Origin of the sequence: Mycobacterium palustre, from assembly GCF_002101785.1 — a bacterium.
GTDB lineage: Bacteria > Actinomycetota > Actinomycetes > Mycobacteriales > Mycobacteriaceae > Mycobacterium > Mycobacterium palustre.
This window is the reverse complement of record NZ_LQPJ01000099.1, coordinates 1-19,987: the sequence shown is the minus strand read 5'-3', so window position 1 is coordinate 19,987 and position 19,987 is coordinate 1. Positions and strand designations below refer to the sequence as shown.

Genomic DNA, 19,987 nt, shown 5'->3' with positions numbered 1-19,987 from the left:
CCGATATAGAGGAAGAGCGACGTAGCGACATGACGAATGACCCGAGGTATTCGCCACCGCCGCAGCAGCAGGGTTACCCCACCGGCCAGAATCAGCCCGTGCCGCCCGCCTACGCGCGGGGGCAACAGCCGTACACCCAGCAGTACGACTGGCGCTACCGGCCGCAGCAGCAGCCGACGCCGACGGACCAGTACCGCCGGCCCTACGAGCCGTTCGGCAACACCGGGGCCGGCCGGTTGCCGGGGGGAACGGGTCCCGGCCCCATCCCCGGCGGCACCGGGTCGATTCCGCTGTCCGGGGCGACCGGCACGGGCCCGATACCCGGGATGTACCCGCCGATGGCTCCGCCACCCCAAAAGCGTTCTCGCGCAGGCGCATTGGTTGCCGGAGCCTTCGCGATCGCGATCGTCTCGGCCGGCATCGGCGGCGCCGCCGCGACGGCCGTCGAGATGGGCACGCACTCCGCGGGCGGCAACGGGCACGGGATAATCCCGGGCGCCGCGCCCAGCGTCCCGGCCGCGAACATGCCGCCGGGCAGCGTCGAGCAGGTCGCCTCCAAGGTGGTGCCCAGCGTCGTCATGCTCGAGACCGACATGGGTCGCCAGTCCGAAGAGGGCTCGGGCATCGTGCTGTCGGCGGACGGGCTGATCCTGACCAACAACCACGTCGTCGCGGCCGCGGCCAAGCCCGGCGGCCCGCCCGGCGCGCCCCCCGGCGGCCCGCCGCCGAAAACGACGGTGACCTTCTCCGACGGCCGCACCGCGCCGTTCACGGTCGTCGGCGCCGACCCCACCAGCGACATCGCCGTGATCCGCGTGCAGGGCGTACCCAACCTCACCCCCGTCACGATGGGCTCCTCGGCGGACCTGCGGGTCGGGCAGCCGGTGGTGGCGATCGGCTCGCCCCTGGGCCTGTCGGGCACGGTGACCACCGGGATCATCAGCGCCCTCAACCGGCCGGTGTCCACCACCGGGGAGGCGGGCAACCAGAACACCGTGCTGGACGCGATCCAGACCGACGCCGCGATCAACCCCGGGAACTCCGGCGGTGCGCTGGTCAACATGAGCGGCCAGTTGGTCGGCGTCAACTCGGCGATCGCCACGCTGGGCGCCGATTCACCGGATGCGCAGAGCGGCTCGATCGGGCTGGGCTTCGCGATCCCGGTCGACCAGGCCAAGCGCATCGCCGACGAGCTGATCAGCACCGGCAAGGCGACGCACGCCTCGCTGGGCGTGCAGGTGACCAGCGACAAGACCGCCCCCGGGGCCAAGGTCGTCGACGTCGTGCCCAACGGCGCGGCCGCGGCCGCCGGCGTCCCCAAGGGCGTCGTCGTCACCAAGGTCGACGACCGTCCGATCAACAACGCCGACGCGCTGGTCGCGGCCGTGCGCTCCAAGGCGCCGGGTGACAAGGTGTCGCTGACCTACCAGGATCCCGGCGGCGCCAGCCGCACCGTGCAGGTCACGCTCGGCAAGGCGGACCAGTAATGAGAGTCGATGAGCCCTTGAACGAGTCACTGTCGGAACTCGGATATACGGTGGCAGCCATGGAAACGGGTGCGGAATTGGTAGTCGGCCGGGCGCTGGTCGTGGTGGTCGACGACCGCACCGCCCACGGGGACGAGGAGGACCACAGCGGGCCCCTGGTCACCGAGCTGCTCACCGAGGCGGGTTTCGTGGTCGACGGGGTGGTGGCGGTGGCGGCCGACGAGGTCGAGATCCGCAACGCGCTGAACACCGCGGTGATCGGCGGGGTGGACCTGGTGGTCTCGGTCGGCGGCACCGGGGTCACCCCGCGTGACGTGGCGCCCGAGGCCACTCGCGACATCCTGGACCGAGAGATCCTGGGCATCGCGGAGGCCATCCGGGCCTCGGGGCTGTCCGCGGGGATCATCGACGCCGGCCTGTCGCGGGGCCTGGCGGGGGTGTCCGGGAGCACGCTGGTGGTCAACCTCGCCGGCTCCCGCTATGCGGTGCGCGACGGCATGGCGACGCTGAACCCGCTTGCGGCCCAGATCATCGGCCAGCTGTCCAGCCTGGAGATCTAGCAGCAGCCCGTCACCGCGACTCGGCCTCGGCCCGGGGTCCGTGGTCCGGGGGCGGTGTCTTGGCCGCCGCGCCGCCGTGGCGACCCGACGAGTCCCCGTCGGTGTGGGCGAGCAGGTCACGGATCTCGGTCAGCAGCACGATCTCCGCGTCGTCGGCCTGCTCCACCTCGCCGCGCTTGCGAAATGTGTTGTAGGGCAAGACAACTAGGAAGTACACCACGGCGGCGACGATGATGAAGTTGATCGCGGCGGATATGACGTTGTTGAGGTCGATCGCCTGGCCGCCGCCGATGCTGATCCGCAGGATGCCGTAGTTGGAGTGCTGGTTGACGCCGACCCGATTGATTAGCGGCTTGATGACGTTGTCGGTGAACTGCGTGACCAGCGCGGTGAACGCGGTACCGATGACCACCGCCACGGACAGGTCGATGATGTTGCCGCGCGACAGGAACTCTTTGAACCCTTTGAGCATGCGCTGTCCCTTCTGTGTCCGGACCCGGTGCTGTCGGACACCCGGCGGGCTCGGGCCAGGCACTTAGTGCAGGGTGAGCGTCACCGTCTGACCCAGCACCGAGCCTGCCACCGCGTTCGCCACGCGAGCCGGCAGCGCGACCAGCACTACGCGGTCGCTATCGGCAGCCTGAACCTTCTGCTTGGCCGACACAAGCACGACGACGGCGTCGGTTGCTACCACTTTGGTCACGGCCGGGGTTCCCCCCGGCGTGTCGGCCGGCGCGGCCAGCACGTCGACGACGTCGCCGACGCGGACCAGATCCAGCAGGGCGCCGTCGGCCAGGTGCAGCGGCACGATGCGGGCCCCGGCCCCGGCCTTCGAGGCGATCGCGGCCTCGGCCAGCCGGCTGCCCAGCAACCGGACATCGGTGAGAACCTCTCCGCGCCTGGTTGGGCTGGCCAACGTCGCACCGGCCACCGCCCCAGGATCGGTCTGTGAGCCGTCGGGAATCGTTGCGGCCGAACGCTTTTCGAGCCGGACATCGTCGGGTGTCAACGTGGCACCGGGACGGAGGTCGTGGGCGGCGACCAGCACCTGGGCGCTGTCGCCGTCCGGGTCGGACCGTAGCGCCGCGACGCCGGCCAACACGACGAGTCCGGCGGCGGCCGCGCGCCGCGCCCGTACGGTTCTGGTCCAATCGGGGCGCAGCGACGCCGATATCCGGCGTACCAGCGTCGGGTTCAGTGACGGTTCCCGCACGCCGCAACGGTAGGCGCGGCGCGGCCGCCGCGCGGCCGGTCGGGAGGCCGGTTGTGGATAACGGGCCCGATGGCGTCGACCCGTCCCCCGCTCCGCGGGGGTGGCCCCAGCGCCCGGCTTCGCCGCGCTTGCGATCGCCGCTAGGTCGAGGCGCCGGCGGTGGACGCGGCCGGGCTGGTCGACTTCTCGCTCGACCCGTTGCTGGACCCGTTCTTTTCGCTCGACCCGGAGCTCGAGGCCGCGTCGCTGGTCGAAGAACCGTTGGTCGAGGCCTTGGACTTCTTGCCGTCCTCTCGGCTGTCGGTGCGGTAGAAACCGCTGCCCTTGAACACGATGCCGACGGAGTTGAAGAGCTTGCGCAGCCGGCCGGAGCACTTCTCGCAGCTGGTCAGCGCGTCGTCGGTGAAGGCCTGCACCACGTCGAAGCGGTTGCCGCACTCGGTGCATTCGTAGCTGTAGGTCGGCACTGGGAAACCTCCGGTGATGAAAAGTCTGTTAGCACTCTACCGTGTCTAGTGCTAGAACCGCTGCGTGAACTTTGTCATTCCCCGCCGTGGCGGGCGGAAAACACCGCGACCAGCCCGCCCCGGGGGGTGAGCACATGGGTCATCGGCACGTCATGCGGCTCGGCGGGCAGCTCGTCGACGAACTCCTCGTCGCGCACGACGGCGACCAGGCGCGCGCGGGGGTCGCGGGCGCCCAGCGAGCGGTCGTAAAACCCGCGGCCCCGACCCAGGCGCACCCCCCGGTGGTCGACGGCCAGCGCCGGGACGATCACCAGGTCAGCCCCGGCGAGCGCGGACTCGGGCAGCCACGGCTCGGGTGGCTCGAGCAACCCCCAGCGGCCGGGCACGAGGCCGCCCGGCCGGTATTCGCCCCACCGCAGCGGCACTGGCGCGCCGTCGGCACCGGTACGCGCCACCGGCAGCAGCACCCGTCCCGCCCGGTCCAGCAACACGTCGAGCATCTCGATCGACCCCGGCTCCGTGCCCACCGGCACGTAGGCGCACACCGTGGTGCCGCTGCTCACCGTGCGCCCGAGGTGATCGCTGAGCATGCGGGCCTCGGCGGCCCGGACGGCGTCGGCTACGCCGGCGCGGGACCCGAGCAGCCGGTCACGCAACGCGGTTTTGCTCGCGGCCGTCATGCGTCAACGATGCCAGCACGGGTATTCGCCCTGCCATGCTGCGGCGGCAAACCCTCTGAGCGCTATGGTGTGAACGATGTCACGGCCAGATGAAGTCCCGATCCCCTACACGGCGATCGTCCCCGCGGCCGGCCTGGGCACGCGATTCCTGCCGGCCACCAAGACGGTGCCCAAGGAGCTGCTGCCCGTCGTCGACACCCCCGGCATCGAGCTCGTCGCCGAAGAGGCGGCCTCCGCCGGTGCCGAGCGGCTGGTCATCATCACCTCCGAGGGCAAGGACGGCGTCGTCGCGCACTTCGTCGAGGACCTGGTTTTGGAGGGCACGCTGGAGGCGCGGGGCAAGAAGGCGATGCTCGACAAGGTGCGCCGGGCGCCGCAGCTGATCAAGGTGGAATCGGTCGTGCAGGCCGAGCCGCTCGGGCTGGGGCACGCCATCAGCAGCGTGGAACCCACCCTGGCCGCCGACGAGGACGCCGTCATGGTGCTGCTCCCCGACGACCTGGTGCTGCCGACCGGCGTCCTCGAGACGATGGCCAGGGTGCGGGCCCAGCGCGGCGGCACGGTGTTGTGCGCCATCGAGGTGACCCCCGAGGAGATCAGCGCCTACGGCGTTTTCGACGTCGAGCCCGTCATCGACGGCGACAACCCCGACGTGCTGAAGGTCAACGGCATGGTCGAAAAGCCCAAGGCCTCCGAAGCCCCGTCGATGTATGCCGCGGCGGGCCGCTACGTGCTCGACCGGGCCATCTTCGACGCGCTGCGCCGCATCGACCGTGGGGCCGGCGGCGAGGTGCAGCTCACCGACGCGATCGCCCTGCTGATCGAGGAGGGCCATCCCGTGCACGTGGTGGTGCACCGGGGATCCCGACACGACTTGGGAAATCCCGGCGGCTACCTGAAAGCTGCGGTTGACTTTGCATTGGATCGTGACGACTACGGCCCGGAGTTGCGGCGGTGGTTGGTGGCGCGATTGGGCCTGACCGAGCAGTAGCCGGGAATTGACCCGGCCCGGCCGCACACGGCGGGCCCGCCCGAGACGGCTCGACGCCGATGGCAGAGAGGCGCGCTTGTGCGTTCTGTGGAGGAACAGCAGGCCCGGATAACGGCAGCCGCGGTGGCCCCGCGACCGATACGGGTGGCCATCGCCGAGGCGCAAGGATTGATGTGCGCCGAGGAGGTCGTGACCGAGCGACCCATGCCCGGCTTCGATCAGGCCGCGATCGACGGCTACGCCGTGCGCAGCGTGGACGTCCTGGGCGTCGGCGAGGTGGGCATCGAGGCCCTCGGTGAACCCCCCGACGACGGCACCGGCGACGAAGACCGGCGCGACGGGCTGGTGCTGCCGGTGATGGGAACGATCGAAGCGGGGTCCCGCGCGCCGAGCCGGCTTCAGCCGCGGCAGGCCGTCCGGGTGCAGACCGGCGCCCCGCTGCCCACCCTGGCCGACGCGGTGCTGCCGCTGCGGTGGACCGACGGCGGGTCGTCGCGCGTGCGCATCCTGCGCGGGGCGCCGTCGGGAGCCTATGTCCGCCGGGCCGGCGACGACGTGCAACCCGGCGACGTGGCGGTGCGCGCCGGGAGCATCATCGGCGCCGCGCAGGTCGGGTTGTTGGCGGCGGTGGGCCGCGAGCGGGTGTTGGTGCATCCCCGGCCGCGGGTGTCGGTGATGGCCGTGGGGGGCGAGCTGGTCGACATCTCCCGCACCCCCGGCAACGGGCAGGTCTACGACGTCAACTCCTACGCGCTGGCCGCGGCGGCCCGCGACGCCGGCGCCGAGGTCAACCGCATCGGCATCGTCAGCAACGACCCCAAGGAGCTCCGCGAGGTCGTGGAAGGCCAGATCAATCGCGCCGAGGTCGTGGTGATCGCGGGCGCCGTCGGGGGAGCGGCCGCCGAGCGGGTGCGCTCGGTGCTCTCCGAGCTCGGCGAGATGGAGGTGGTGCGGGTCGCCATGCATCCCGGATCGGTTCAGGGCTTCGGCCAGCTGGGCCGCGAGGGCGTGCCGACGTTTCTGCTGCCGGCAAACCCGGTCAGCGCGCTGGTGGTGTTCGAGGTGATGGTCCGCCCGCTGATCCGGCTGTCGCTGGGCAAGCGCCAGCCGATGCGCCGGATCGTGCGGGCGCGCACCCTGTCGCCCATCACGTCGGTCGCCGGGCGTAAGGGGTATCTTCGCGGTCAGTTGATGCGTGACCAGGAAAGCGGTGAGTACTTGGTGCAGGCACTCGGCGGGGCCCCCGGGGCGTCGTCGCACTTGCTCGCGACCCTGGCCGAGGCGAACTGCCTGGTGGTGGTTCCCACCGGCGCCGAGCAGATCCGCACCGGCGAAATCGTCGACGTCGCTTTCCTGGCCCAGCGCGGCTAGACGGAACCACCGCACACGCTCGTGAACCTGTTGCGCTCGAATTCTCGGCATCCGGGGTGGCCCCTGGCTGTGGGGCCGCTGCGCGTCCCGGCGGGTGTCGTCCGGTTGCGCGCGGTGCGGATGCGCGACGGCGCGCAGTGGAGCCGGATCCGGTTGGCCGACCGCGCGCACCTCGAGCCGTGGGAGCCCAGCAGCGACGGCGACTGGACGATCCGGCACACGGTCGCCGCCTGGCCGGCGCTGTGTTCCGGACTGCGCGCCGAGGCCCGCAAGGGCCGCATGCTGCCGTACGTCATCGAGCTCGACGGGCGGTTCTGCGGTCAGCTGACCATCGGCAACGTCACCCACGGGGCGTTGCGGTCGGCGTGGATCGGCTACTGGGTGCCGCGCTCGGCGACCGGCGGCGGGGTGGCCACCGCGGCGCTGGCGCTGGGGCTCGATCACTGCTTCGGCCCGGTGATGCTGCACCGCGTCGAGGCCACCGTGCGTCCGGAGAACGCGGCGAGCCGGGCCGTGCTGGCAAAGGTGGGCTTCCGGGAGGAGGGCCTGCTGCGCCGCTACCTCGAGGTGGACCGGGCCTGGCGCGATCATCTGCTGATGGCCATCACGGTCGAAGAGGTGCAGGGATCGGTGGCATCGACCCTGGTCCGCGCCGGCCACGCGAGTTGGGCGTAGCCCCGTCGGGCTCGGTGCGAGGCTTCAATCCAGGCCGGTTGTGGCTAGCGCGACACGAGTGACGCTTGGTGCTTGTGAGAGGCAAATTACAGGTGTGTAATTGTCCTGGTCACGGAGATTTGGTCGCGTGGGCCGCCGACGAGCCTCGCGGGGGTCCGGACCAGAAGGAGCAGCTCATCATGCCAAGCATCCCGCAGTCGTTGTTGTGGATCTCGCTCGTGGTGCTGTGGCTGTTCGTGTTGGTGCCGATGCTCGTCAGCAAACGCGAGGCCGTGCGGCGCACCAGCGACGTGGCCCTGGCGACGCGGGTGCTCAACGGCGCCGGTTCGCGGCTGCTCCGGCGCGGTGGCCCGGCCGCCGGCCATCGCAGCGATCCGCACTGGAAGCCCAAGGACTCGGCCGAAGACGACCTCGACGACGCCGAGCACGCCGAGGACGACACCGTCGACCTCTCGGCGCGCCCGGTGGTCATGAGGGTGCCCGCTGAGGACGTCGAGCCGGCCGCACCGGAGGTCCTGGACGTCGACGCCATCGAGGATTCCGCGGCCCTGCCGGCTGGGACCGGCGCCGAGGTGGCCGAGCCGACCGCCCAGGACGCCCCGGCCGAGTCCGAGCCCGAGCCGGTCGCCGAGGCCGAGGAAGACGACACCTCGGAGGACGAGCGCGACGACGACCGTTACGAATACGTCGAGGACTCTTCGGGTTTGGAGCCCGAACGCGACGCCGAGGAACCCGAGGACGCCGACCCGCGCAGGTACGTGGCGCCGGGCAGCTCGCGGCGGCGCCGCTTCGACACCACGACCGCCGCGGCGGTCAGCGCCCGCAAGTACGCGTTCCGCAAGCGGGTGCTGATGGTGATGGCGGCAGTCTTGATCGGCTCGGCGGTCGCCGCGTTCGAGGTGACGCCTTCGGCGTGGTGGGTGTGCGGCACGGCCACCGCGGTGACCATGCTGTACCTGATCTACCTGCGTCGGCAGACGCGGATCGAGGAGCGGGTGCGTCGCCGCCGGATGCAGCGGATGGCCCGGGCGCGGCTCGGCGTGGAGAACGCCTACGACCGCGACTACGACGTGGTGCCGTCGCGGCTGCGGCGGCCCGGCGCGGTGGTGCTGGAGATCGACGACGAGGACCCGATCTTCGAGCACCTGGACAACGCGATGCCGATGCCGACGTTCGGTTGGCCCAGGGATCTGCCGCGCGCCGTCGGCGAGTAGGGCTGGCAGTTCGGCGGTTCGGGCCGCGGCTGGTAGCCTGCTAGCGATCAGGGGCTATGGCGCAGTTGGTAGCGCGACTCGTTCGCATCGAGTAGGTCAGGGGTTCGAATCCCCTTAGCTCCACCAGCGTTTGTCGATTAGTGACTTCGACCGACCGTGAGCCCGGTCGCTTGACCGGACGACCCGGTGGTCGTCATCGCCCTCGCGAAAGTGGCCTCGCCGAAGCAGACGGCGTGCTGCTCGAGCCGAGTGAGTGGCAGTGCGCCCGCAAAGCGTCGTTCAATCAGTCGTGTTTGGCCTCGTACCGCAGCAGGACCGTGCCGCCCGGAAAGGTGCGGTTCTCCGACAGTCGCAGCGAAATCCATGACGGCAGTGTGGGGAAGAACGGCGTGCCGCCGCCCACCGCGGTGGGCGCGACCACGATCCGGTACTCGTCCACCAGTCCGGCCCGCACGATCGGTGCGGCCAGCGTCGCGCCGGCCACCTCCAGCCTGCCGTCGGTTTCGGCTTTGAGCTTCGCTACGACTTCGACCGGGTCGCCGCGTTCCAGGCGGGAGTTCCAGTCGACGGCCTCCAGGGTGCGCGAGAACACCACCTTGGGCATGTCGCGCCAGATGTGGGCGAAGTCGACGATCAAAGGGGTGGCGTCCGGGGCCTTGTCGGCGGTCGGCCAGTACGCGGACATCAATTCGTAAAGCCGCCGTCCGTAGAACGCCAGCGCGGTCTCCCGCTCGAAGTCGTTCCAGTACCGGTGCAGTTCCTCGCTCGGATCGGCCCAGTCGATGCTGCCCTGCGCGTCGGCGATGTACCCGTCCACCGACACGTTGAGGCCATAGATCAGTTTGCCCATGGAGATCAGACTGCACGGAAGGGCACAACTCATCGACACAGCTGCGACTCGCGGAAGCCGTCGGTCTGAGTCGCCGTCCACCGATTTGGGTATGGATGCAGTTGTCGAGCCGTCCGGCCGTTTTCGGCTTGGCGGCGACGTGACGCCACCGGCGAAAGGGATTTGATGGCCAGCCCCGCGGGCGACTCCACCGACGGCCTGCTGCAGGAACTCCTGTGGGCCTACGGGCCGTGCGGGCAGGAGGAAGCGGTGCGCGCGGTGTGCGCGCGCGAACTGCAGCCCGTCGTCGACGACATGTGGACCGACGACGCCGGCAACTTGGTGGGCTATCTCGGGGCCACGGAGACGCACCTCGACGACACCGCCCACCGTTCGGCCGCGAGCGCCGCGGGCAGCGACGCGACCCGCGTCATGGCGCACATGGACGAGCTGTCCATGCTCGTCAAGCGCATCGAACCCGACGGCTCGCTGCACGTCACCCAGCTGGGCACCATGTACCCGGGCAACTTCGGACTCGGCCCGGTCGCCGTGCTCGGGGAAAACGAGACGTTCACCGCGGTGCTCACCCTCGGCTCCGAGCACACCACCCAGGAGAGCCCGCGGATCTGGGAGACCAAACCCGACCAGGGCGACAAGGCGCTGGACTGGAATCACGTCTACGTCTTCACCGGCCGCGGCCCCAAGGACCTCGACAGCGCGGGAGTCCGCGCCGGCACCCGGGTGTGCGTCGAGCGCAGCAAAAGGACGCTGGTCGACGTCGGCGACTACATGGGCTGTTACTTCCTGGACGACCGCGCCGCGGTGACCGCCCTGTTGCGAGCCGCGGCCCTGCTGCGGGATCGCGGGCAACGGCCCGCCAAGGACACCTACTTCGTGTTCACCACCAACGAGGAGATCGGGGGCGTCGGCGGCTCCTACGCCAGCGCGTCGCTCCCGGGCACGCTCACCCTCGCGCTCGAGGTCGGCCCGACGGAGCAGGAGTACGCCACCAGCGTCGCCGGCGGCCCGATCGTCGGCTATAGCGACGCCCAGTGCGTCTACGACAAGGACGTCGCCGACCGCCTGATGAGGATCGCCGCCGACCGCGGGCTGGAGCCCCAGGCGGCCGTCTTGGGCGCCTTCGAGTCGGACGCCTCCCACGCCAAGGCCAGCGGGCTGACGCCGCGCGCCGGCCTGCTCTGCCTGCCGACGCTGAGCACCCACGGTTTCGAGGTGATGGCCCGCAGCGCGATCGACTCGGTGGCCACGATCGTCGTGGAATTTTTGCTGCGGCCCGACGCCTGATCCCTGCCGGAGCCGAGTCGCGGACCGGATTTGGCGTCGCGGGTATCGGTGTCGAAATCCGGTATAAGGGAATCATTTGTCGCCGGCAGGCGACAACCCGCTAGACACGGGCGAACAGGGATGCCGTATGAAACCAGGGTGGTGGCGAAAGCTGCTCACAGTGCCCGGCGCGATTGTGACGGCTGTCCTGACGGCGCTGGTGGGCGCTGGAGTCACCTGGTCGGTCCTCTACCTCCGACACGTCGAGATCCAGCCCGACGACGCGGTCAAGCTTTCCGTTGAAACCGACCCCGCCGACACCGCGGGCGGGAATTACTCGCAGGGCAGCGCGATCATCCCTTCCGACATCCGCACCCACGGCACACCGGGCGCGGGTTGTCGTGGTTTTCACTCCTGGGTGGCCGACAACCATGGCGCTGACCGGGAGCGGACCGTTGTGCAGATCGTCGCTCAAAACAGGACCGACAAGCCCGTCCTTGTGCAGAGAATGCGGGTCACCATCGTCGACGGATCGCCGCCGTTGACCGGGATCGCCGTTTCATGCACGGACCGGCGCCCGGCCGCCGCCGAACCGCGTCAGCTGGCGGTCAACCTGGACGCCGCCCCGCCGGGGGTCGAATACATATCTGGACCGTCGAAGGCACCCTTCGGATTCACCCTGGCTAACGGCCAGACCGAGTCGTTTGTCGTCTCGGCATTCGGCACGAGGGCAACCTACCGATGGAAGATCGACTTCGAGATTGTCGTCGATGGCGTGGCCACCACCGTGCCGGTGGGCGACAAAGAAGGGTTCACCACCGCCGCGGGGCTTCCGTCGTGCGGTGTGGCCCCCGCCGGCAAACCGTGTTGGTCCTACACGGATTAAGCATGGAACCATACGGACGCGTGGACGCGCGTGAACCTCGCGACGGGGCTCACCGAAAGCGTTCCCGCGTCGGAGCCGCTGCCCGCGGCCACCTGAGTTCCCAGAGTCCTCGTCCCCGGCCAAGCCTAGAGACTAAGAGTTTCGGGTTTCCTTTGCGAACGAACCCAGAGGTATGTAAAGTACGCGGTCAAGTGCATCGGCGGTATCTACCGCGGACGCACAGGGGGTTGTCGCACAGCGCTTCACCTAGAGATTGGCGGCCGAAGATGACCAGCGTTTCCTCCCTAGAGTCAGTCCAAAAATCGCTCTCTCGGCGTCCCTCCTACCGCCCGGAATCCAGCAACACGGCTCCGACCGTCAGCCTGGTGATTCCGGTCCGGAACGAGGCACGCAACATCGGCTGGGTACTCGAGCAGATCACCGATGAGGCGACCGAAATCATCATCGTCGACGGTGATTCGACCGACGTCACGATCGTCACCGCGCGCCGATCCCGACCCGACATCCGTGTCGTGCCGCAGCAAGGTCCGGGCAAAGGAAGCGCTCTGCGCACGGGCTTCCTGGCCGCCACGGGCGACATCGTCATCATGATGGACGCCGACGGCAGCATGTCGCCCAGCGAGATCCCCCACTATGTGCATTTCCTCGCGAACGGCTACGACTTCGTCAAAGGTTCGCGGTTCATCAGCGGCGGATCGTCGTTGGACATCACCTGGTTCCGGCGCCTCGGCAACCGGTTCCTGCTCGGGGTGTTCAACTGGCTGTACCACAGCCACCTGACCGACCTGTGCTACGGATTCTGCGCTTTCGACCGCCGCTATCTCGAGCACCTCCACCTCTCGGCGACCGGCTTCGAGATCGAGGCCGAGATGACGGTGCGGGCGATGCAGGCGGGGCTGCGCATCGCAGAAGTTCCCAGCGTAGAACTGCCCCGCCGCAGCGGGGCGTCGAACCTGCATGCCATCCGTGACGGCATCCGTGTCTTGCGAACGGTGCTGCGCCATCACCGCTCGGGTGTCTCAGGGCACCTCTACCAGGCGGTGCGACAGGCGGCTGGGCGACCAGCAGTGGCTGAAGTGACCCCGTGACCAGCACCGCCGGGCCCTCCGACCGGCTAATCGATGTCAATGATCTCCCGATCGGCTTTATCGACGTGGCGCTCCGCATGCCGCCCGCCGAACTGGTCAACGAGACGGCGATGTTTCTGCTGCGCCCCGAGACGGGACCGCCGGCGGCGGTTTTGAAGGTGGCGCGCGGCCCGCTGAGAGCCGCGAAATTGCGCACGCAGCGGCGCGTACTGGCCGAACTGGCCGTCCACCAAGGACTTGATGAGGGATGGCGCCAACTGCTGCCGCGGATCCTGGCATTCGACGAGCGCGCAGACGCGGCCGTGTCCGTGGAGTCCTATCGACCGGGAACCGACCTGGCGATCGTGCTGGAGCGCCGCCCCAACCGAGTCGAGGAGCTGACCGCGGCCGCCCTGAGAGCCATCGCCCCCCTGCACCGGGGGAGCGCCACGCACGTCGTGGTCGACAACGTCTGCTTATTGCGCCGCTGGGTCGTCGAACCACTGACGAGCCTGACCGACATGTGTCGGCGGCTGGATCCCGGTCTCGTGCCCGAGATGAACCGGCTCGGAACGGTGCTGCGGCAGGCGCTGGTCGGGTGGCGCATGCCGGTCAGCTGGACGCACGGCGCCTACACCCCTACCAACGTTCGGGTGGCGGGCGCTCGGGGCCCGGTCACCGGCATCGTGGATTGGGGCGGGGCGCGGCCGGGGCAGCCCGCGTTCGTCGATGAGTACCTCATGATCCTGACCGCGAGCTGCCAGGTGACGCGAACTGAGCTGGGCACACTCGTGGCTGACCGGCTACGCGCGGGCGGCCTCTCAAGCTACGAGCGTTCCGCCCTGCTCGCCGCACACGACCTGCCGGACCCCGACGTCGGGCACCGTGAGCGCATCGACGAGCGCGTCGCGATCCTATTGACGTGGCTGCACCACGCTGCGGACTTGTGGCGCAAGTGCGCCACCCATCCGAATCACCATGCCTGGTGGGACGCCAATGTGGCTCCGGTGCTCGACGCCGCCGCGGCGTGGCAAGGACCCCGTGCTTCCAGCGTGCGGGCCGGCGCCGCCGAAATCGTCGCACCGGTGACGACGCAGGGCCACCGAAACCGGCCCGATGGCTAACCATGCAAACTTCGGAACGAGCGCCAGCAGAACATCATGTAGCCCCGGCGCGCCGGAACCCGTCGGTGGTGTTCGACGAGCGGAGCCCGGCCGCCCTTCTTGAGATGCCGGCCGGCGATCCGGGTGTCGCCGGCCGGCTCGTCTGGCCCCGCGTTAGGCCCACTGTCCGGTCAGCCGCTGGGCCATGCAGCGCGCCGCCGTCCATATCCACCGTCGAACTGGAGATAGATAATGCGCACGCTCGTCACCGGCGCAGCCGGATTCATCGGTTCCACCCTTGTCGACCGCCTGCTGGAGGAAGGACATCAGGTCACAGCAGTCGACAATTTCAGCACCGGGTCGATGGCCAACCTCGAGTCGGCCCGCCGCCACGGCCCCGGTCGCTTCGGCCTTGTCGCGGTCGACGTTCGGCACCCCGAGCTGTCCGGCATCGTCGCGGGCTCGAACCCCGACGTGGTGTTCCATCTGGCCGCACAGATCGACGTCCGTTGCTCCGTTGACGATCCGCAACACGACGCCAGCAACAACGTGCTGGGAACCATCAACGTGCTGGAGGCGTGCCGGCGGGGGCGAGTTCGGAGGGTTGTCTACGCCTCGTCGGGTGGCGCCCGGTACGGTGCGCCGGCAACGTTGCCGGCGACCGAGGACACCCCCGTCGACCCGCTTTCCCCCTATGCGGCGGCCAAGGTCGCCGGAGAGCTGTACATGCGCGCCTATGCCGGCATGTACGGTCTGGCACCCATCTGCCTGGCCCTGGCGAATGTCTATGGGCCACGCCAAGACCCGCACGGGGAAGCCGGCGTGGTGACCATCTTCGGCAGTGGGATGATCTCCGGTCGCCCAACGGCCATCTACGGCGACGGCAGCGCCACCCGCGACTACATCTACGTCGACGACGTCGTCGCTGCCTTTCTGTGCGCGGCGGAGGCGCCGGTCACCACGACCGGCATCTTCAACATCGGCACCGGCGTGCAGACCACGGTCAACGATCTGCATCGGCGGATCGCCGGGGCGGTCGGCGTCTCGAGTTCTCCCCATTACGCCGAGGCGCGGACCGGCGAGGTTCCGGCGAGTGCGTTGGACCCGACCCGGGCGGCACGGATGCTCGGCTGGAAACCCGACATCGACCTCACAGAGGGCATCGAGCGCACCATCGACTGGCTGCGCGGCGTCCTCGATCCGGCACGGCCGCATTCGTAGGGGGGCGGAGCGCCGGTTGTGACCGACCCTGGCCTGCGTTTGGTTTGCTAGGCCTCGGTATGCGCCGAAGCGATGACGTCCAGCTCGGATGTGAGCGCGTCCGCGGACACCGCTTTCACCGCGATCGCATGGCGTCGTCTCATGAACGTGATGAAGTAGTCGAGTCGATCGGGATTGGTGAAGCTGGGTAGCGCCAGTGCCCACGCCTTGTTGAAGTTGTCGAGGTAGTCCTCGGGCTGGTCCAGATTGCTGATGCGGCGGACCCCCTCCCACAGCGCCACCAGCATTTTGGCGATGTCTGCGGGGTCCTGTTGGTCGGTGACGTCGCCCTCGGCGGCCGCTTTCTGGATGAGGGTGGTGACGAATTCGCTCCTTGCTTGCCACAGCGTACGGGGCAGGGGCGACACGTTTTCCAGGGCGTCTAGCAGTCGGACGCCGGCCCGGGCCACGTCGTACTGGATGTCCTGGACGGCTCGGACGAAAATGTATTCGATCAGGGTTTCCAGCCCCGACATGTTGCGGCCGAGCAACTCGATGACGGCTGAACGGGTCATCTCGGCGAGGTCGTCGATGATCTTCACGGCCAGCGCTTGCTTCGAGGAGAAGTGAAAATACATCGCGCCTTTGGTGAGCTGGGCCTCATCCAGGATGTCGTCGAGGCTCACCGCGCTGTACAAACGGTGGGCGAACTGGCGTGCCGCGGCGGCGATGAGTCGCTGGCGGGTGGAGTCGGGCCGCCGTTCGCTGTCCTCAGTCATTGCCCCACCCGTCCCGTCGTGATCGTCGCGCAGCAAGCCATCGCTTAGCCCGAGGACGATTCGCCGCCGTATCAGTGCCTTCGATGATAGGCCCCGATGACACCCAGGGTCGCAGACCCGCCCGTCGCCGCGCCCGTCGAAGCATTCCGCGGCTTTCCCTGGAGCCGACACCGCGGATGCCCGCACCACCTCGGTGAATCGGTAGGTGATGGGTGGGCGCCAAGTGCCAGGGCGAGGAATCCTCAAGATCGCATTGGTGCCGTGATGTGATGGTGGCGTTTGCTGGTCGGCGAACAGTTAAGCCCCCCAAGGGCATTCAGAACGGATTCGGCCGGCCTGATAGCAATCCACGGCATCGCCGCACCGCCTTCGACGCTCGCAAGGTCGCCTTGCGTCGGCATCGCATTGAACAGTGTGAGCGCGCCTGTTGCAGAAGCCTTTTCAAGCCAGCGCGTGGCGTCGCTGGATGAATGCGGTGAAATAGTCGATTCGATCGGGATTGACGAAGCCGGGTAGCGCCAATATCCAGATCCTTTGAAGGGTGTCGAGGTAGTCCTCGGCTTCGTCGAGATTGCTGGTCCGGCGAATACCCACCCACAGCGCCACCAACATTTTGGCGATGTCTGCGGGATCGTGCTGGTCGCTGACATCGCCCTCGGCGACTGCTTTCTCGATGAGCGTGGTGACGAACTCGATCCACGAATCCCACACCGTGGCGGGTAGGGAGGTTGGGTTTTCCAGAGTGTCGAGCAGTCGGACGCCGGCTCGCGCCATGTCGTGCTGCGTGTCTTGAACGGCACGGACGAAAACGAACTCGATCAGGGTTTCCAGTCCCGACATGCTGCGGTCGAGCAGATGGACGATTGCCGAGCGGCTCATCTCGGTGAGGTGCTCGATGATGGTCAAGGCGAGCGCTTGCTTTGAGGGGAAGTGAAAATACATCGCCCCTTTGGTGAGTTGGGCCTCTTCCAGGATGTCGTCGAGGCTCACCACGCTGTACGGACGGTGGGCGAACTGGCGAGCGGCGGCGGCGATGAGCCGCTGACGCGTGATGTCGGCTCGCCGTTCGCCGTCCCCAGTCATAGCCCCGCCTGTCTCGTCGCGGTTGCCGCGCAACACGCGATCTCCGCGCGGCCAACCAGCTCCGCGACCGAGTCAGTGCATCGAAGTCTCCCGTTGGCCTGGCCCTGGTCTGATTCTGGCGCTGACAGTCTGACTTTAATTCACACTTCACCGCGCCGAAAGACCAGAAGTGTGATAATTTTGCAACACCATGCCAAGGAGTATGTAAACTGGCTGGTCAGGTGCATCCTCGGTTTCTACGCCGACTGCATCTGGGCGCCGCGGTAACACGCTCGCTTCCAGGTCGGCTTGCTTCCTTAAGGAGGAGCCACATGTCGGTCGTGACCAGGCAACCGGTGAAGGCTGAGTCCGTTTCCTCCGAGTCGAGCAGCGCTCCGCCGCCCGCGCCGGAGCTACCGGACCACCCGCGCGACGGCGACATGGACGGCGATCCGGGGGTGGAGCGGCGGGTCGAGCGGCGGCGCCGCAGTCGGTCAGGCGAGACACCCAGGGACATCCTGATGCGGCTGCCCGCCGTGGTGGCGCTGGAGCGGCTCCCGGTTCCATTCCTCGCGATGACGGACGACGGCATCATCTTGTTCGCCAACACCGCGTTTGCCGACATGGTCGGCTACCAGCTGGAACTGGTTGTGGGATCGTCGTTTCCCAAGATGTTCCGTACCGTGCCGGCCGTGTTGTGCTCCCTTTCGGGCGTCGATGCGGTCGCGAACCTGGTGGTGGAGCTGCGGCGCTGCGAAGGTTGGACGGTGCGGGCCAGGATGAGCGGATCGGCCACGGCGCGGCGGGACGACCCGGTCGTGCTGGTGACGTTCGACAACCTGACCGAGAGACTCTGGATGGACGAGCGGTAGGTCACCGAACTTCGGTGGTCGCCACCTCGGGTCGGGCGCAGCCGACCCCGCGCGATCGGAAGCCCTCTCTTCGCCCTGATCGCGCGAGTTCCGCGGTCGTCGAGCCTGTCCGGCGCCCCTTCAGATGCCAGCGCGGCGGACGCGCTGGCCGCCCGGGCTCGCCCGCCTCCCTGGCGATGCGGCGCGGAAATTCCCAAAGACTACAAGTTGACCGATACGCGTGTTAGTGGTTCCATTAGTATGCATTCGGCCAGATAAGGTGCATTGTCGGTATACATGGTCGCACCCCAGGCGCCGCGGTGACCGCGGCCGGCCGATGGCTTGGCCTGCTTCCGTGAGGAGGAGCACATGTCTTTCGTCACCACGCTGCCGGCGATGTTGGCGTCCGCAGCCGGCGAACTGCAAAGCATCGGCGCCGCCGTGGCCGCCGGTAATGCGGCGGCCGCCGCCCCGACGACCGGTGTGGTTCCCGCAGCCGCCGACGAAGTGTCGGCGCTGACCGCGGCGCAATTCGCCGCTCACGGCGTCATGTACCAGGAACTGAGCGCCCAGGCCACCGCGATCCATGAATTGTTCGTCAGCACCCTGGCGGCCAGCGCGGGCTCGTACGCGGCGACCGAGGCCGCCAACGCGGCCGCGGTCCTCTGAGGCCGCGGGGGCCGCGCCATGGATTACGGGGCGTTACCGCCGGAGATCAACTCCGCGCGGATGTATGCCGGTCCGGGAGCCGGGTCGATGCTGGCCGCCGCGGCGGCCTGGAACTCGTTGGCCGCCGAATTGGAGTCCGCGGCATCCTCTTTCGGGTCGGTGGTCCTGGCGCTCACCAGCGGGCCGTGGATAGGGCCGTCGTCAACGGCGATGGCCGCGGCGGCCGGACCCTACGTGGCGTGGATGGGCACGACCGCTCAGCGGGCCGAACTGGCGGCGACCCAGGCCTTGGCCGCCGCGGCCGCCTACGCGACCGCGTTTGCGATGACGGTGCCGCCGCCGGAGATCGCCGCCAACCGCGCGCTGCTGATGATGTTGGTGGCGACCAACTTCTTCGGTCAGAACACGCCGGCGATTGCGGCGACCGAGGCCCAATACGCGGAAATGTGGGCGCAAGACGCCATGGCGATGTACGGCTACGCCGCGAGTTCGGCGGCGGCGACCGCGCAAGTGACGCCGTTCACCGCGGCCCCGGAGACCACCAACATCGGCGGGCTGGCTGCCCAGGGGGCGGCGAGCGCCCAGGCGGCCGGGTCCTCGGTGGGCACGGGCGTGCAGTCGGCGCTGTCCCAGCTGATCTCCACGCTGGCCGGGGCGCTGCAGGGCCTCGCGTCGCCCGGTTCGCTGGCATCGGGACTTTCTGATCTCGCGAGCGGGTCGTCCACGGCCGGAATCCCGGGGCTCGGAGGAAGCACGCTCAGCGGCGTCATGCCGAGTTTGATTGCGGACTACGGTTATCTCCCAGGATTTTTCGGCATCTTCATGGCAGAAGGCGTGCTGAACCCCCTGATGGGCACGCCGATATCCAATGCGTTGACGGCGGCGGCGACGGCACCTGCGGCCGACGTCGCAGGTGCCGCCGAGGGCGCGGCGGGGGCCGCCGACGCCGCGCTGGGTGCGGGCGCTGCCGCCGGTGTCGGCGACCTGGCCGGCCTCGGCGATTTGGCGGGCCTTGGTCAAGCGGCCTCGCTCGGCGGCTTGTCGGTACCGCCCAGCTGGGGGTGGGCCGCGGCGGGCCTGACGCCGACGCTGGGTGGGGTCCCGATGGTGGCCCCGCTGGCGGCGGCGGACGCCAACATGGGAGCCGGGTTCGGTTTCCCATTCATGTTTCCCCCCGGCGGGTTGGGGCGGACCGCGGCGGCAGGCGTCGCCGGCGCCATCGCGGGCGCTGCCGGGGCCAAGTACCTGCCGCGCCTCAGCGTCGTGGCGCGCTCTCCCGCCGCCGGATACTCCGCTGAGCCCGAAGCCGCGCCCGTGCCGAAATACCCTGTGCCCGCCGGGTTGCCGACGAACGGAAACGCGCCCCCCGGCTACCAGGCGGCGGTCATCTACGTGCCGACCAACGGGCACGCGCCGGCCAACGTGTGATGGGTAGGCCCGATTCGTTCAGATCGCGACGAAACGTCATTTCCAGATACACCCGAGTGAAGGAGACATTGACATGACTACACGCTTTATGACCGACCCGCACGAGATGCGGGCGATGGCGGGCCGTTTTGAGGTCCACGCTCAGACTGTTGAGGACGAGGCCCGCAAGAT

Annotated in this window: 21 protein-coding genes, 1 tRNA gene and 1 pseudogene; 16 read left to right on the top strand and 7 right to left on the bottom strand. The window is 68.8% G+C overall.

Annotation, left to right across the window (positions count from 1 at the left end; translation table 11 throughout):
* The first annotated feature begins 29 nt into the window (after positions 1-29).
* The gene (locus tag AWC19_RS12405; RefSeq protein WP_085078371.1) at positions 30-1,487 is read left to right on the top strand and encodes a S1C family serine protease; all 1,458 of its coding nucleotides are present in this window, start codon (positions 30-32) and stop codon (positions 1,485-1,487) included.
* Positions 1,487-2,047, top strand: coding sequence for a MogA/MoaB family molybdenum cofactor biosynthesis protein (locus tag AWC19_RS12400; RefSeq protein WP_085078370.1), 561 nt, complete (start codon positions 1,487-1,489; stop codon positions 2,045-2,047). The genes AWC19_RS12405 and AWC19_RS12400 overlap by 1 nt, the downstream gene beginning before the upstream one ends.
* 10 nt (positions 2,048-2,057) lie before the next feature.
* Here AWC19_RS12400 and mscL read toward each other — a convergent pair whose 3' ends face one another.
* The 4 genes from mscL to AWC19_RS12380 all read right to left on the bottom strand — a co-directional run bounded on the left by mscL (position 2,058) and on the right by AWC19_RS12380 (position 4,407).
* Positions 2,058-2,519 carry a large-conductance mechanosensitive channel protein MscL gene (mscL, locus tag AWC19_RS12395; RefSeq protein ID WP_085078369.1) on the bottom strand — a complete coding sequence of 154 codons (462 nt, stop codon included), beginning with the start codon at positions 2,517-2,519 and terminating at the stop codon, positions 2,058-2,060.
* 63 nt (positions 2,520-2,582) lie between these two features.
* Complete coding sequence (locus tag AWC19_RS12390; protein ID WP_085078368.1) at positions 2,583-3,260, bottom strand: SAF domain-containing protein; 678 nt, start codon at positions 3,258-3,260, stop codon at positions 2,583-2,585.
* Between the two features lie 140 nt (positions 3,261-3,400).
* Positions 3,401-3,727: an FmdB family zinc ribbon protein gene (locus AWC19_RS12385; RefSeq protein WP_085078367.1), complete on the bottom strand. Its 327-nt coding sequence runs from the start codon at positions 3,725-3,727 to the stop codon at positions 3,401-3,403.
* A gap of 74 nt (positions 3,728-3,801) precedes the next feature.
* The gene (locus tag AWC19_RS12380; RefSeq protein WP_085078366.1) at positions 3,802-4,407 is read right to left on the bottom strand and encodes a 5-formyltetrahydrofolate cyclo-ligase; all 606 of its coding nucleotides are present in this window, start codon (positions 4,405-4,407) and stop codon (positions 3,802-3,804) included.
* A gap of 76 nt (positions 4,408-4,483) precedes the next feature.
* Here AWC19_RS12380 and AWC19_RS12375 point away from each other — a divergent pair, with 76 nt between their 5' ends.
* From AWC19_RS12375 to AWC19_RS12355, 5 genes are all read left to right on the top strand, one after another.
* Positions 4,484-5,398 (top strand): UTP--glucose-1-phosphate uridylyltransferase, encoded by a 915-nt coding sequence (locus AWC19_RS12375; RefSeq protein WP_085078365.1) that lies wholly within the window; start codon positions 4,484-4,486, stop codon positions 5,396-5,398.
* A 78-nt stretch (positions 5,399-5,476) separates the two neighbouring features.
* Positions 5,477-6,769 (top strand): molybdotransferase-like divisome protein Glp, encoded by a 1,293-nt coding sequence (gene glp, locus AWC19_RS12370; protein WP_085078364.1) that lies wholly within the window; start codon positions 5,477-5,479, stop codon positions 6,767-6,769.
* Positions 6,770-6,790: 21 nt separating this feature from the next.
* Complete coding sequence (locus AWC19_RS12365; protein ID WP_211284907.1) at positions 6,791-7,444, top strand: GNAT family N-acetyltransferase; 654 nt, start codon at positions 6,791-6,793, stop codon at positions 7,442-7,444.
* Between the two features lie 179 nt (positions 7,445-7,623).
* Positions 7,624-8,658: a divisome protein SepX/GlpR gene (sepX, locus tag AWC19_RS12360; RefSeq protein ID WP_085078426.1), complete on the top strand. Its 1,035-nt coding sequence runs from the start codon at positions 7,624-7,626 to the stop codon at positions 8,656-8,658.
* Positions 8,659-8,708: 50 nt separating this feature from the next.
* Positions 8,709-8,784 (top strand) — tRNA-Ala (locus AWC19_RS12355).
* 157 nt (positions 8,785-8,941) lie between these two features.
* On the opposite strand, the gene AWC19_RS12350 is transcribed toward AWC19_RS12355, so the two are convergent.
* Positions 8,942-9,508 (bottom strand): dihydrofolate reductase family protein, encoded by a 567-nt coding sequence (locus AWC19_RS12350; protein ID WP_085078363.1) that lies wholly within the window; start codon positions 9,506-9,508, stop codon positions 8,942-8,944.
* Positions 9,509-9,673: 165 nt separating this feature from the next.
* On the opposite strand from AWC19_RS12350, the gene AWC19_RS12345 reads away from it, so the two are divergent.
* The 5 genes from AWC19_RS12345 (at position 9,674) to AWC19_RS12325 (ending at position 15,048) form a co-directional block, all read left to right on the top strand.
* Positions 9,674-10,792 (top strand): M20/M25/M40 family metallo-hydrolase, encoded by a 1,119-nt coding sequence (locus AWC19_RS12345; RefSeq protein ID WP_085078362.1) that lies wholly within the window; start codon positions 9,674-9,676, stop codon positions 10,790-10,792.
* 160 nt (positions 10,793-10,952) lie between these two features.
* Entirely contained in the window at positions 10,953-11,657 is a 705-nt protein-coding gene (locus tag AWC19_RS12340; RefSeq protein ID WP_085078361.1) for a hypothetical protein, read from the top strand.
* A 266-nt stretch (positions 11,658-11,923) separates the two neighbouring features.
* Positions 11,924-12,745 carry a glycosyltransferase family 2 protein gene (locus tag AWC19_RS12335; RefSeq protein WP_085078360.1) on the top strand — a complete coding sequence of 274 codons (822 nt, stop codon included), beginning with the start codon at positions 11,924-11,926 and terminating at the stop codon, positions 12,743-12,745.
* On the top strand, positions 12,742-13,848 hold the full coding sequence (locus AWC19_RS12330; protein WP_085078359.1) for a phosphotransferase family protein: 1,107 nt from the start codon (positions 12,742-12,744) through the stop codon (positions 13,846-13,848). The genes AWC19_RS12335 and AWC19_RS12330 overlap by 4 nt, the downstream gene beginning before the upstream one ends.
* A gap of 231 nt (positions 13,849-14,079) precedes the next feature.
* Positions 14,080-15,048 (top strand): NAD-dependent epimerase/dehydratase family protein, encoded by a 969-nt coding sequence (locus tag AWC19_RS12325; protein WP_085078358.1) that lies wholly within the window; start codon positions 14,080-14,082, stop codon positions 15,046-15,048.
* Between the two features lie 47 nt (positions 15,049-15,095).
* Here AWC19_RS12325 and AWC19_RS12320 read toward each other — a convergent pair whose 3' ends face one another.
* Both AWC19_RS12320 and AWC19_RS12315 read right to left on the bottom strand, forming a co-directional pair.
* Positions 15,096-15,842 (bottom strand): TetR/AcrR family transcriptional regulator, encoded by a 747-nt coding sequence (locus AWC19_RS12320; protein ID WP_085078357.1) that lies wholly within the window; start codon positions 15,840-15,842, stop codon positions 15,096-15,098.
* Between the two features lie 405 nt (positions 15,843-16,247).
* Positions 16,248-16,925: a TetR/AcrR family transcriptional regulator gene (locus AWC19_RS12315; protein WP_245848918.1), complete on the bottom strand. Its 678-nt coding sequence runs from the start codon at positions 16,923-16,925 to the stop codon at positions 16,248-16,250.
* 275 nt (positions 16,926-17,200) lie between these two features.
* On the opposite strand from AWC19_RS12315, the gene AWC19_RS12310 reads away from it, so the two are divergent.
* The 4 genes and pseudogenes from AWC19_RS12310 to AWC19_RS12295 form a co-directional block, all read left to right on the top strand.
* Positions 17,201-17,740, top strand: a complete 540-nt coding sequence (locus AWC19_RS12310; protein WP_308207194.1) for a PAS domain-containing protein — start codon at positions 17,201-17,203, stop codon at positions 17,738-17,740.
* Between the two features lie 348 nt (positions 17,741-18,088).
* Positions 18,089-18,388 carry a PE family protein gene (locus AWC19_RS12305; RefSeq protein WP_085078356.1) on the top strand — a complete coding sequence of 100 codons (300 nt, stop codon included), beginning with the start codon at positions 18,089-18,091 and terminating at the stop codon, positions 18,386-18,388.
* 18 nt (positions 18,389-18,406) lie between these two features.
* Positions 18,407-19,816 carry a PPE family protein gene (locus AWC19_RS12300; RefSeq protein ID WP_085078355.1) on the top strand — a complete coding sequence of 470 codons (1,410 nt, stop codon included), beginning with the start codon at positions 18,407-18,409 and terminating at the stop codon, positions 19,814-19,816.
* Positions 19,817-19,889: 73 nt separating this feature from the next.
* Positions 19,890-19,987: pseudogene (locus AWC19_RS12295) on the top strand (WXG100 family type VII secretion target); the annotation flags it as partial.

Excerpts from the sequence above, each read along its gene's own strand:
- AWC19_RS12375 (WP_085078365.1), top strand. The coding sequence starts at position 4,484 with ATGTCACGGCCAGATGAAGTCCCGATCCCCTACACGGCGATCGTCCCC.
- AWC19_RS12325 (WP_085078358.1), top strand. The coding sequence starts at position 14,080 with ATGCGCACGCTCGTCACCGGCGCAGCCGGATTCATCGGTTCCACCCTT.
- AWC19_RS12310 (WP_308207194.1), top strand. The coding sequence starts at position 17,201 with ATGTCGGTCGTGACCAGGCAACCGGTGAAGGCTGAGTCCGTTTCCTCC.
- AWC19_RS12350 (WP_085078363.1), bottom strand. The coding sequence starts at position 9,508 with ATGGGCAAACTGATCTATGGCCTCAACGTGTCGGTGGACGGGTACATC.
- AWC19_RS12380 (WP_085078366.1), bottom strand. The coding sequence starts at position 4,407 with ATGACGGCCGCGAGCAAAACCGCGTTGCGTGACCGGCTGCTCGGGTCC.
- sepX (WP_085078426.1), top strand. The coding sequence starts at position 7,624 with ATGCCAAGCATCCCGCAGTCGTTGTTGTGGATCTCGCTCGTGGTGCTG.
- AWC19_RS12405 (WP_085078371.1), top strand. The coding sequence starts at position 30 with ATGACGAATGACCCGAGGTATTCGCCACCGCCGCAGCAGCAGGGTTAC.
- AWC19_RS12305 (WP_085078356.1), top strand. The coding sequence starts at position 18,089 with ATGTCTTTCGTCACCACGCTGCCGGCGATGTTGGCGTCCGCAGCCGGC.
- mscL (WP_085078369.1), bottom strand. The coding sequence starts at position 2,519 with ATGCTCAAAGGGTTCAAAGAGTTCCTGTCGCGCGGCAACATCATCGAC.
- AWC19_RS12400 (WP_085078370.1), top strand. The coding sequence starts at position 1,487 with ATGAGAGTCGATGAGCCCTTGAACGAGTCACTGTCGGAACTCGGATAT.
- AWC19_RS12345 (WP_085078362.1), top strand. The coding sequence starts at position 9,674 with ATGGCCAGCCCCGCGGGCGACTCCACCGACGGCCTGCTGCAGGAACTC.
- AWC19_RS12300 (WP_085078355.1), top strand. The coding sequence starts at position 18,407 with ATGGATTACGGGGCGTTACCGCCGGAGATCAACTCCGCGCGGATGTAT.
- AWC19_RS12335 (WP_085078360.1), top strand. The coding sequence starts at position 11,924 with ATGACCAGCGTTTCCTCCCTAGAGTCAGTCCAAAAATCGCTCTCTCGG.